The sequence below is a fragment of the Azohydromonas sediminis genome (genome assembly GCF_003574675.1).
GTDB lineage: Bacteria > Pseudomonadota > Gammaproteobacteria > Burkholderiales > Burkholderiaceae_C > Calidifontimicrobium > Calidifontimicrobium sediminis.
Window position 1 is genome coordinate 1 of the sequence record NZ_QOAZ01000055.1, and the last position, 11363, is coordinate 11363.

Sequence of the window (11363 nt, forward strand, 5' to 3'; positions counted from 1 at the left end):
AGCCGCGCCAGCTCGCGCCCGCTGCCCACGCCTTCGAGCGTGGCGTACAGCCACAGCGCAAACAGGATGCGCGGGTCGATCGCCGCGCGTCCGGCATTGCTGCCGCGCGCCTTGATCGCATCGGTCAGCCGGCTCAGGTCCTGCCGCTCGACGTAGCCCCATACCAGCCGCGCTCGGTGGTCCTCGCCCAGCAGCGACTCCAGGTCCGATGCCCGCAGTTCGATCTGCTTGCGGTTGGGCTGCAGCAGCCGCGGCGGCTGCGCGCGCAGCGCAAAGGCTCGCGCTTGCGCGGCGGCCTGCGCTGCTTGCTCATCGACGGGCGCCAAGTCCTCGAACAAAACCCCGGCCACGCTGTCTTGGTGCTTCGGATCGCTCATGCCCAACAGCAAGCCAGAGACATGCCAGCACGAGGGCAGCGGACGAAAAACTCTCACGCTCTCAGGCCCGCTCGAACTTGAACACGGCGGTGCTCGCCAGCAGGTTCGGCCAGCGGTCGACGCGCCGGCCCTCGTGCAGCCCGAAGGCCTCGAGCACGCGCAGTCCGCACTGGCCGGCGAGCACCTCGAAGTCGGCGAAGGTGCCGACGCGGATGTTCGGTGTGTCGTACCACTGGTATGGCAGCACCTTGGTCACCGGCATGCGCCCACGCAGCACGCTCAGGCGGTTCGGCCAGTGCGCGAAGTTCGGGAAGCTGACGATCGAGATGCGCCCGACGCGCGCGGTCTCGCGCAGCACGCGCTCGGTGTGCCGCAGGTGCTGCAGCGTGTCGAGCTGCAGCACGACGTCGAAGCTGTCGTCGTCGAACAGCGCCAGGCCGTCCTCGAGGTCGAGCTGCAGCACCCGCACGTCGCGCCGGATGCAGGCCACGAGCTTCGTGTCGTCGATCTCGATGCCCAGCCCGCGGCAGTCGCGCTGTTCGCGCAGGTGCGCGAGCAGCGCGCCGTCGCCGCAGCCGAGGTCGAGCACGCGCGCGCCGCGCGGCACGAGCTGCGCGATCACGTCGAGGTCGGCGCGCGAGGTCATGCCCGCCCCTGTGCGGCGACGTTGTCGAAGTACGCGCGCAGCACCGCGTGGTAGCGCGCGTCGTCGAGCAGGAACGCGTCGTGGCCGTGCGGCGCGGCGATCTCGGCGTAGGTCACGTCGTGCCGGTTGTCGACCAGCGCCTTGACGATCTCGCGCGAGCGCGCCGGCGAGAAGCGCCAGTCGGTCGTGAAGCTGACGACGAGGAACTTCGCCTGCGCCTTCGCGAACGCGCGCGCGAGGTCGCCGCCGTGCTCGCGCGCCGGGTCGAAGTAGTCGAGCGCGCGCGTGATCAGCAGATAGGTGTTGGCATCGAAGTACTCGCTGAACTTCTCGCCCTGGTAGCGCAGGTAGCTCTCGATCTGGAACTCGATGTCCTGCGTCGTGTAGCCGAGCTCGGCCTCGCGCAGCGCGCGGCCGAACTTGCGCTCCATCGAGTCGTCCGACAGGTACGTGATGTGGCCGATCATCCGCGCGACGCGCAACCCCCGCTTGGGCACGACGCCGTGCTCGTAGTAGTGGCCGCCGTGGAAGTCGGGGTCGGTGACGATCGCGCGGCGCGCGACCTCGTTGAACGCGATGTTCTGCGCCGACAGGTTCGGCGCGGTGGCGATCGCCAGGCAGTGGCGCACGCGCTCGGGGTACTGCAGCGTCCACGACAGCGCCTGCATGCCGCCGAGGCTGCCGCCGATCACGGCGGCGAGCCGAGCGATGCCCAGCCGCTCGAGCAGCCGCGCCTGCGCATCGACCCAGTCCTCGACGGTGACGACGGGGAAGTCGGCGCCGTACGGCCGCCCGGTGGCGGGGTTGACGCTCATCGGCCCCGTCGAGCCGAAGCACGAGCCCGGGTTGTTGACGCCGATGACGAAGAAGCGCTCGGTGTCCAGCGGCTTGCCGGGGCCGACGAGGTTGTCCCACCAGCCCTCGCTCTTGGGCTGACCCTCGTAGGTGCCCGCGACGTGGTGCGACGCGTTGAGCGCGTGGCACACGAGCACGGCGTTCGACTTGTCGGCGTTGAGCGCGCCGTAGGTCTCGTAGACCAGCGTGTAGTCCGCGAGCTGCGCGCCGCTGCGAAGCGGCAGCGGCTCGGCGAAGTGCATCTGCTGCGGCGTGACGTGACCGACCGACCCCATGCGCGAGAGACCCAAAAGCGAAACCCGGTGCCGCTGCACATGCGGTCACCGGGTCGGTGGCGCCTGTTTAGCGGCATTTGTAGAGCGCCCGCAAGCCGGGACAAATCGGCGCTGTGGCGGCGAGTATAGCCAGCGCCGCGCGCAGCCCGCGCGCTCACGCTACGCTGCGCGCCCATGAGCACACCCGCCCGGCGCCTGCGCGCCACCGTCTTCGTTCTCGGCGGCGCCGCGCTCGCGGCGCTCGCGTGCCCCGCCACCGCCGACGAGCCCGCCGCGGCGCGCCAGACGCCGCCGCTGTGGGAAGCCGGCGTCTTCTTCGGCGCGGCGACGCAGCCGGCGTACCCCGGCGCCGCCGACTCCACGAGCCGCGCGCTGCCGCTGCCGTACCTGATCTACCGCGGGCCCGTGCTGCGCGTCGACGAAGGCAGTGCGGCGCTGCGCGCGCTGCGCACGCCGCGCTTCGAACTCAGCGTCGGCGTCGGCGGCTCGCTCGGCTCGTCGTCGAAGGACGTCGAGGCGCGCGCGGGCATGCCCGACCTCGGCACGCTCGTCGAGGCCGGTCCGCGGCTGGTGTGGAACCTCGCCGACCCGGGCCCGCGCGGGCGCGCGCCGTGGCGGCTCGAAGTGCCGCTGCGCGCGGTGCTCGACCTGAACGACGGCCTGCGATACCGCGGCCTCGTGTTCGCGCCCGAACTCGTGCACGAGCGCGCGCTGCCCGGCGCGTGGCGCGCGGGGGCGCGCTTCGGGCCGGTGTTCGGCGACGAGCGGCTGGCCGACCTGTTCTATGGCGTCGACCCGGTCTACGCGACGCCGACGCGCCCGGCCTACGACGCCCGCGCGGGCCTGATCGCGTGGCGTGCGGGCGCGTCGCTGTCGCGCTCGTTCGGGCCCGAGCTGAGCTTGTTCCTGTTCCTGCGCGTCGACTCGCTGGCCGGCGCCGCGAACCGCGACAGCCCGCTGGTCGAGCGCGACGCCGGCGTCACCGGCGGCATCGGGCTGGCGTGGAGCTTCGCGCGCTCGTCGCGTCCGGCCAGCGACTGAGTCACCGCGTGCATGCCCACCGCGCCCGCGCGGCGCGATGCGCTGCCTAGAATCGACGCATGATGTCGCGCGAACCGACCCTCGAACGCCTCGCGCACGCGCAAGCCGTGTTGCTCGAGCCCTACGGGCTGACCGACGCCACGCTGGCCCGCGCGCTCGCGCTGATCGGCGAGCACCGCGTCGACGACGCGGACCTGTACTTCCAGCTCACGCGCCACGAGGGCTGGAGCCTCGAGGAAGGCATCGTCAAGAGCGGCAGCTTCAGCATCGAGCAGGGCGTCGGCGTGCGCGCGGTGGCCGGCGAGAAGACCGCGTTCGCCTACTCCGACGACCTGTCGGAAGCCGCGCTGCTCGACGCCGCGCGCACCGTGCGCACGATCGCCGCGGCCGGTCAGAGCCGGCGCGTCAGGGTCGCTGCGGCCAAGGTCGCTCGCAGCCGCACGCTGTACGCGCCGACCGACCCGATCGCCACGCTCGACAGCGCGAGCAAGGTGGCGCTGCTCGAGAAGGTCGAGAAGCTCGCGCGCGCGAAGGACCCGCGCATCGTGCAGGTGATGGCCGGTGTGGCGGCCGAGCACGACGTCGTGCTCGTCGCGCGCGCCGACGGCACGCGCGCGGCCGATGTGCGCCCGCTCGTGCGGCTGTCGGTGACGGTGATCGCCGAACAGAACGGCCGCCGCGAGATCGGCACCGGCGGCGGCGGCGGACGCTTCGGGCTCGGCCACTTCCAGGACGCGCAGATCGAGGCCTACGTCGACCAAGCCGTCAACGCCGCGCTGACGAACCTCGAGAGCCGCCCGGCGCCGGCGGGCGAGATGGTCGTCGTGCTCGGCCCCGGCTGGCCCGGCGTGCTGCTGCACGAGGCGGTCGGCCACGGGCTCGAGGGCGACTTCAACCGCAAGGGCTCGAGCGCGTTCAGCGGCCGCATCGGGCAGCGCGTCGCGGCCAGGGGCGTGACGGTGCTCGACGACGGCACGATCCCCGACCGCCGCGGCAGCCTCAACGTCGACGACGAGGGCCACGCGACACAGCGCACCGTGCTGATCGAGGACGGCATCCTCAGGGGCTACATCCAGGACGCGATGAACGCGCGGCTGATGGGCGTCAAGCCCACCGGCAACGGCCGCCGCGAGAGTTATGCGCACGTGCCGATGCCGCGCATGACCAACACCTACATGCTCGCCGGCGACAAGTCGCCCGACGAGATCGTCGCCAGCGTCAAGAAGGGGCTGTACGCGACGAACTTCGGCGGCGGGCAGGTCGACATCACGAGCGGCAAGTTCGTGTTCTCGGCCAGCGAGGCGTTCTGGGTCGAGAACGGGCGCATCCAGTACCCGGTCAAGGGCGCGACGATCATCGGCAACGGCCCCGACGCGCTGACGCGCGTGACGATGATCGGCAACGACTTGCAGCTCGACGCTGGCGTGGGCACCTGCGGCAAGGAAGGCCAGAGCGTGCCGGTCGGCGTCGGCCAGCCGACGCTGCGCATCGACGGGCTCACCGTCGGGGGGACCGCCTGAACCCCGCGCCGGCGCTGCCCACCGCCGCCGACGTCGCCGCGGCCGCGCGGCGCATCGCCGGGCAGGTGCTCGACACGCCGTGCCTGGAAAGCCGCACGCTGGGCGCGCTGCTCGGCTGCCGGGTGTTCCTGAAGTTCGAGAACCTGCAGTTCACCGCGTCGTTCAAGGAACGCGGCGCGCTCAACAAGCTCTCGGCGCTGCTCGAGGCCGGCGCGGCGCCGAGGGGCGTCATCGCCGCGTCGGCCGGCAACCACGCACAGGGCGTGGCCTACCACGCGCAGCGCCTGGGGCTGCCCGCCGTGATCGTGATGCCGACCTTCACGCCCGGCGTCAAGGTCGAGCGCACGCGCGGCTTCGGCGCCGAGATCGTGCTGCACGGCGACAGCTTCGACGCCGCGCGCGAGCACGCTTTGCGGCTCGCCACCGAGCGCGGGCTCGAGTTCGTGCACGCGTTCGACGACCCGCTCGTGATCGCCGGCCAGGGCACGATCGGCCTCGAGATGCTGCGCGCGCAGCCCGAGATCGACACGCTCGTCGTCGCGATCGGCGGCGGCGGGCTGATCGGCGGCATCGCGACCGCAGTGAAGGCCGAGCGCCCCGACGTGCGGCTCGTCGGCGTGCAGTCGGTGCGCTTTCCCGGCATGTACAACGCGGTCAAGGGCACCGCGCTGCCGATCGGCCCCGGCACGATCGCCGAGGGCATCGCGGTCGGCGAGCCGGGGCGGCTGACGCGCGCGATCGTCGAGCGGCTCGTCGACGACGTCGTCCTCGTCGACGAAGGCGACATCGAGCAGGCCGTCGTGATGCTGCTCGAGATCGAGAAGACGGTCGTCGAAGGCGCCGGCGCCGCCGGCCTCGCCGCGGTGCTGAAGGAGCCCGCGCGCTACGCGGGCCGCCACGTCGGCCTCGTGCTGTGCGGCGGCAACATCGACCCGCTGCTGCTGGCCGCGATCATCGAGCGCGGCATGGTGCGCGCCGGGCGGCTGGCGCGCATCCGCGTCGGTGCGCGCGACCTGCCGGGCCACCTCGCGCGCATCACGGCGATCGTCGCCGAGGCCGGCGCCAACGTCGACGAGGTGCACCACCAGCGCGCGTTCTCGGCACTGGCCGGCCAGCACGTCGAGATCGAGCTCGTGCTGCAGACGCGGCACCACGCCCACGTCGACGCCGTGCTCGCGGCGCTGCGCGGCGCAGGGTTCGACGCGCAGCGTTACTGAGACAGCCGTTGCATCGGCGCCGCAGCGTGCTTGACGCAGCGCAGCACGCCCGTGCTACATTCGCGGGCATGTCTCGCAGCGCGTTCTTCTTTGCGTACTTTTGGTTCTCGCGGCGCCCCGGCGCAGGAGAGGACAGCGCGTAGACGAACGAGCCGACCGAATCCTGAAACCGCCGGGTGACCCCCGGCGGTTTTTTTTCGCCCCGATCCCGACACCCCCGCTGCAGGAGAAGCCCCGATGAACGCCAAGGCCGCCGCCCCCGTCGCCGAGCCGCGCCACTCGCCGCCGGACCGCACGAGCCAGACCGACGACGAGCGCATCCACGACATCACGCCGCTGCCGCCGCCGGAGCACCTGATCCGCTTCTTCCCGATCCGCGGCACGCCGATGGAGCAGCTCGTCGTGCGCACGCGCCAGCACATCCGCAAGATCCTGGGCGGCCACGACGACCGCCTGCTCGTCGTGATCGGCCCGTGCTCGATCCACGACCCGGTCGCGGCGATGGACTACGCGCGGCGTCTGAAGGCGCAGCGCGACAAGTACGCCGACACGCTCGAGATCGTGATGCGCGTGTACTTCGAGAAGCCGCGCACGACGGTGGGCTGGAAGGGGCTGATCAACGACCCCTACCTCGACGAGAGCTTCCGCATCGACGAGGGGCTGCGCATCGCGCGCCAGCTGCTGCTCGACATCAACCGCCTCGGGCTGCCGGCCGGCAGCGAGTTCCTCGACGTGATCAGCCCGCAGTACATCGGCGACCTGATCAGCTGGGGCGCGATCGGCGCGCGCACGACGGAGAGCCAGGTCCACCGCGAACTCGCGTCGGGGCTGAGCGCGCCGATCGGCTTCAAGAACGGCACCGACGGCAACGTCAAGATCGCGATCGACGCGATCCAGGCCGCGATGCGCCCGCACCACTTCCTGTCGGTGCACAAGAACGGTCAGGTCGCGATCGTCGAGACCAAGGGCAACAAGGACTGCCACGTGATCCTGCGCGGCGGCAAGGCGCCGAACCACGACGCCGAGCACGTCGCCGCCGCGTGCCGCGAGATCGAGGCCGCCAAGCTGCCGTGCCGGCTGATGATCGACTGCAGCCACGCCAACAGCAACAAGCAGCACCGGCGCCAGATCGACGTCGCGCGCGACGTCGCGCAGCAGCTCGCCGGCGGCAGCCGCTGCATCTTCGGCGTGATGGTCGAGAGCCACCTGCACGAAGGCAACCAGAAGTTCACCGCCGGCAAGGACGACCCGGCCACCCTCGAGTACGGCAAGAGCATCACCGACGCGTGCCTGGGCTGGGACGACTCGCTCGAGGTGCTCGAGATCCTGCACGGCGCGGTGCAGGCGCGGCGCGCGCGTCAGGACTGAGGGCTGCGGGCGGCGCTACGATCGCGCCATCCCGACCCGACCCGGAGGCTTTGCGATGCGCCGCTACGTGCTGGTCCGTTTCTCGGAGCGCGACGAGTTCGACATCCCGCTCGACGGGCTCGAGCCGATGCCGCCGCAGGCCGCGCGCGCCTGGCTCGATGCGCAGTTCGAGGCCAACGGCTGCACCGTCGCGCAGGCCAGCGGCAAGGTGCTGACGGCCGACAAGCTGCTCGCGATCGCCGCCGCGGTCGGCGCCGAGGGTTTCCGCGACGCGGCGTTCGCGCGCGACTACGCCCGCGCGGCCGCCGGCGCGCTCGACCGACCGGTGATCACGGTCGACGTCGCGGCGATGACGACCGGCTACTGAGCACCCGCGGCGCCCGGCACGGTCGCCGAGGCGTCGGCCCACCGGCGCGGCGACGCCGCGCGAGCGCCTCAGCCGCCTTCGCGTGCGAGGCGCTCGGAACGCCAGTAGACGTCGTCGCCGCCCTTGCCGTCGAGGTTGGCGCGGTTGAGCACGCGCGCGAGCACGAACAGCAGGTCCGACAGCCGGTTCAGGTACTGGCGGGGTGCCGCGTTGACGGCTTCGTGCGCGGCGAGCGCGACGACGGCGCGCTCGGCGCGACGCGCGACGGTGCGGCTGACGTGCGCGAGTGCCGCGCTGCGCGTGCCGCCGGGCAGGATGAACTCCTTCAGGCGCGGCAGCTGCGCGTTGTAGCGCGCGAGCGCCTCGTCCAGGCGCGCCACCGCCTCGGCCTTGAGCAGCTCGTAGCCGGGGATCGACAGCTCGCCGCCGAGGTTGAACAGCTCGTGCTGGATCGCGACCAGCAGCGCCCGCACGTCGTCGGGCAGCGGCTCGGCGAGCAGCACGCCGAGCGTCGCATTGAGCTCGTCGACGTCGCCCATCGCCTGCACGCGCAGCGCATCCTTGCGCGTGCGCGTGCCATCGCCGAGGCCGGTGGTGCCGTCGTCGCCGGTGCGCGTGGCGATCTGCGTCAGGCGGTTGCTCATGGGGGGATGCTAGCAGCGCCGTGCCGCGCGGGCCGACGTCCCTAGAATGGGCTGCGCGACCCCGCCACCGCCCGCGAGGAGACTGCCCGTGAACGCACCGCTGCCGCACGCCGTGCTGCCCGCCGCCGAACGCCGCGCGCCGCCACCGGCGATGCTCGACGCGCTGAAGGCCCGCCTCGGCGAGCGCTGCACGACCGCCGCCGCGGTGCGCGAACAGCACGGCCGCGACGAGAGCCCCTACCCGACGACGCCGCCCGACGCCGTCGTGTTCTGCGAGTCGACCGACGAGGTCGCCTTCGTCGTCGGGCTCGCCGCCGAACACGGGGTGCCGGTGATCCCGTACGGCATCGGCTCGTCGCTCGAGGGCCACCTGCTCGCGGTGCACGGCGGCGTCAGCATCGACCTGTCGCGGATGAACCGCATCGTGCGCGTGAACCCCGAGGACCTGACCGTCACCGTCGAAGCCGGCGTCACGCGCGAGCAGCTCAACCGCGAGATCCGCGACACCGGCCTGTTCTTTCCGATCGACCCCGGTGCCAACGCGACGATCGGCGGCATGGCCGCCACGCGCGCCAGCGGCACGAACGCGGTGCGCTACGGCACGATGCGCGAGAACGTGCTCGGCCTGACGGTCGTCACCGCCAGCGGCGAGGTCATCCGCACCGGCACGCGGGCCAAGAAGTCCAGCGCCGGGTACGACCTGACGCGCCTGTTCGTCGGCAGCGAGGGCACGCTGGGCGTGATGACGGAAGTCACGCTCAAGCTGTACCCGCTGCCCGAGGCGGTCAGTGCGGCGATCTGCCAGTTCCCGAGCATCGCCGCCGCGGTCGACGCGACGATCCAGATCATCCAGATGGGCGTGCCGATCGCGCGCTGCGAGCTGCTCGACGCCAACGCCGTGCGCGCCGTCAACCGCTACGAGAAGCTCGATTTGCGCGAGGAGCCGATGCTGCTGATGGAGTTCCACGGCAGCGAGGCCGGCGTGCGCGAGCAAGCCGAGTTCGTGCAGGCCATCGCGAAGGAGCACGGCGGCCAGGACTTCCAGTGGGCGACGACCCCCGAGGAACGCACGCGGCTGTGGACCGCGCGCCACCGCGCCTACTTCGCCGCGCTGCAGACCAAGCCCGGCTGCCGCTGCGTGACCACCGACACCTGCGTGCCGATCTCGCGGCTGGCGCAGAGCATCGGCGAGAGCCAGCGCGAAGCCGAGCAAGCCGGTCTGCCCTACTTCATCGTCGGCCACGTCGGCGACGGCAACTTCCACCTCGGCTACCTGATCGACCCCGACAAGCCCGAGGAGCGCGACACCGCCGAGCGGCTGAGCCTGCAGATGGTGCAGCGCGCGCTGCGCCTCGAGGGCACCTGCAGCGGTGAGCACGGCGTGGGCCTGCACAAGATGGGCTTCCTCGTCGACGAGGCCGGCGCCGGCGCCGTCGAGCTGATGCGGCAGGTCAAGCGCGCGCTCGACCCGAAGAACATCATGAACCCGGGGAAGATCTTTGCCCTCTGACGCGGGCGGCACGCCGCCGCGCGACGACGCCGACGCGCTGCGGCGCCTCACGCGCACCCGCCCCTGGCGCGCGGCGCGGCTGCGCGCGCGCGTGACGGCGCGGCGCACCCGCAGCGCCGGCGCCTTCGTCGTGCGCGCCCTCGCGCAGCCCTCCCTCGTCGGCGCCGTCGTGCCGTCGTCGCGGCGTCTGGCCAGCGCGATGGCCGCCGCCGCCGACGGTGCGCAATGGATCGTCGAACTCGGCGCCGGCACCGGCGCCGTCACCGACGCGCTGCGCCGCCGCCACCCGACGCTGCCGCTGGTGGCCGTCGAGATCGACCCGCAATGGGCGCAGCGGCTGCGCCAGCGCTACCCGCGGCTGGACGTGCGTTGCGCGCCGGCGCACGAGGTGCTCGCGTCGCTGCAGTCGCGCCCCGGCGACGCCGTGATCGTCTCGTCGCTGCCGTTTCGCTCGCTGCCGCCGGTGTGGCACGACGTCACGCGCCGCGCGATCGAGGCGTTCCTGCGCGCCGACCCGCGTCGGCGCCTCGTGCAGTACACCTACCAGCCGCGTGCGCCGTTCGCCGTCGACGCGGCCACCGGCCTCGTCTGGCACCGCCGCGGCGTCGTCTGGGGCAACCTGCCGCCGGCGTGGATCTGGCAGCTCGGCGCGCGACCGCCCGCGCGCTGACGCGATGCCGCCGGTTCGTGCGACGGCACCGCAACGGGGCCCCGGGAACCCGGACGTCCCCCTGTCGCGGCGGCTGCGCGAAGCGACGCACGAGCTGCACGTGCAGGTCGAGCGCAGCGTCTTCATCCGCGCGCTGCTGCGCGGCACGCTGCCGCGCACCGGCCACCTGCTGCTGATGCGCAACCTGCACGCGCTGTATGCCGCGCTCGAGGCCGGCCTGCAGCGCATCGCCGACGACGTGCGGCTGGCCCCGTTCGCGCAGCCGGCACTGCGGCGCGAGGCCGCGCTGGCGGCCGACCTGCACGCCGTCCACGGTCCGCGCTGGCGCGACGAGCTCGCCCTGACACCGGCGATGAGCGACTACGTCGCGCACCTGCAGCGCCTGTCGCAGGCCGGCGCGCAGCGCCTGATCGCGCACGCCTACGTGCGCTACCTCGGCGACCTCGCCGGCGGGCAGCGGCTGCGCGCCGTCGTCGCCCACGCGCTGGCGCTGCCGCCCGGGCGGGCCTTGGCGTTCTACGACTTCGGCGATGCGGCCGAAGTCACCGCGCTGGCGCGGGCGCTGCGCGACGCCCTCGATGCGCTCGGTCGCGACCGGCCCGTCGACGACATCGTCGACGAGGCCCGCGCCACGTTCTGCCGCCACGACGCCGTGTTTGCCGAACTCGCCGACGTCGCCGGAGCCGGCCTTCGCGCCGCCGATCGCTGAGCCCCGCGGCCTCGCGCGGGCCGCTTCCCCACCTCCGCCGACGACGCCGCGCGGCTCGGGTGTCGCGGGCTCAGAGGCTGAGAGGCAATTGATCGCCGCAGACGCCCGTCGGGTTGGCGTCAGGGCCAGAGGAACGAACGTCACGCGGCGCTGCTGCGCGGGTG

The 11363-nt window shown here is 72.7% G+C and carries 12 protein-coding genes and 1 riboswitch; of the genes, 8 read left to right on the forward strand and 4 right to left on the reverse strand.

The window, feature by feature from the left end; all coding sequences use genetic code 11:
• The 3 genes from DRV96_RS17030 to metX form a co-directional block, all read right to left on the reverse strand.
• Nucleotides 1-377: transposase (locus DRV96_RS17030; protein WP_473199544.1), on the reverse strand; the 377-nt coding region annotated here is incomplete at its 3' end.
• A 61-nt stretch (nucleotides 378-438) separates the two neighbouring features.
• Nucleotides 439-1023, reverse strand: coding sequence for a methionine biosynthesis protein MetW (metW, locus tag DRV96_RS17035; protein WP_119293381.1), 585 nt, complete (start codon nucleotides 1021-1023; stop codon nucleotides 439-441).
• On the reverse strand, nucleotides 1020-2153 hold the full coding sequence (metX, locus tag DRV96_RS17040) for a homoserine O-succinyltransferase MetX (protein ID WP_119293383.1): 1134 nt from the start codon (nucleotides 2151-2153) through the stop codon (nucleotides 1020-1022). Before metX ends, metW begins: the two co-directional genes overlap by 4 nt.
• A 46-nt stretch (nucleotides 2154-2199) precedes the next feature.
• Nucleotides 2200-2275: riboswitch (SAM riboswitch) on the reverse strand.
• A 52-nt stretch (nucleotides 2276-2327) separates the two neighbouring features.
• Between metX and DRV96_RS17045 the strand changes: the two genes are divergently transcribed.
• The 5 genes from DRV96_RS17045 to DRV96_RS17065 all read left to right on the forward strand — a co-directional run bounded on the left by DRV96_RS17045 (nucleotide 2328) and on the right by DRV96_RS17065 (nucleotide 7666).
• Complete coding sequence (locus DRV96_RS17045) at nucleotides 2328-3194, forward strand: MipA/OmpV family protein (protein WP_119293385.1); 867 nt, start codon at nucleotides 2328-2330, stop codon at nucleotides 3192-3194.
• Nucleotides 3195-3253: 59 nt separating this feature from the next.
• On the forward strand, nucleotides 3254-4714 hold the full coding sequence (tldD, locus tag DRV96_RS17050) for a metalloprotease TldD (protein WP_119293388.1): 1461 nt from the start codon (nucleotides 3254-3256) through the stop codon (nucleotides 4712-4714).
• Nucleotides 4715-4728: 14 nt separating this feature from the next.
• A complete protein-coding gene (locus DRV96_RS17055; RefSeq protein ID WP_119293403.1) occupies nucleotides 4729-5931 on the forward strand; it encodes a threonine ammonia-lyase in 1203 nt (400 codons plus the stop codon).
• A 237-nt stretch (nucleotides 5932-6168) separates the two neighbouring features.
• Nucleotides 6169-7299 (forward strand): 3-deoxy-7-phosphoheptulonate synthase, encoded by a 1131-nt coding sequence (locus DRV96_RS17060; protein ID WP_119293391.1) that lies wholly within the window; start codon nucleotides 6169-6171, stop codon nucleotides 7297-7299.
• Between the two features lie 55 nt (nucleotides 7300-7354).
• Nucleotides 7355-7666 carry a hypothetical protein gene (locus DRV96_RS17065; protein ID WP_119293394.1) on the forward strand — a complete coding sequence of 104 codons (312 nt, stop codon included), beginning with the start codon at nucleotides 7355-7357 and terminating at the stop codon, nucleotides 7664-7666.
• Between the two features lie 68 nt (nucleotides 7667-7734).
• On the opposite strand, the gene DRV96_RS17070 is transcribed toward DRV96_RS17065, so the two are convergent.
• Entirely contained in the window at nucleotides 7735-8310 is a 576-nt protein-coding gene (locus DRV96_RS17070) for a cob(I)yrinic acid a,c-diamide adenosyltransferase (RefSeq protein WP_119293396.1), read from the reverse strand.
• A gap of 88 nt (nucleotides 8311-8398) precedes the next feature.
• On the opposite strand from DRV96_RS17070, the gene DRV96_RS17075 reads away from it, so the two are divergent.
• The 3 genes from DRV96_RS17075 to DRV96_RS17085 are packed head-to-tail and all read left to right on the forward strand — an operon-like array spanning nucleotide 8399 to nucleotide 11199.
• Entirely contained in the window at nucleotides 8399-9820 is a 1422-nt protein-coding gene (locus DRV96_RS17075; RefSeq protein WP_419187065.1) for an FAD-binding oxidoreductase, read from the forward strand.
• Complete coding sequence (locus tag DRV96_RS17080) at nucleotides 9810-10490, forward strand: class I SAM-dependent methyltransferase (RefSeq protein WP_210757090.1); 681 nt, start codon at nucleotides 9810-9812, stop codon at nucleotides 10488-10490. The genes DRV96_RS17075 and DRV96_RS17080 overlap by 11 nt, the downstream gene beginning before the upstream one ends.
• Before the next feature lie 4 nt (nucleotides 10491-10494).
• Nucleotides 10495-11199, forward strand: coding sequence for a biliverdin-producing heme oxygenase (locus DRV96_RS17085; RefSeq protein WP_119293401.1), 705 nt, complete (start codon nucleotides 10495-10497; stop codon nucleotides 11197-11199).
• The last annotated feature ends 164 nt before the right edge of the window (nucleotides 11200-11363 follow it).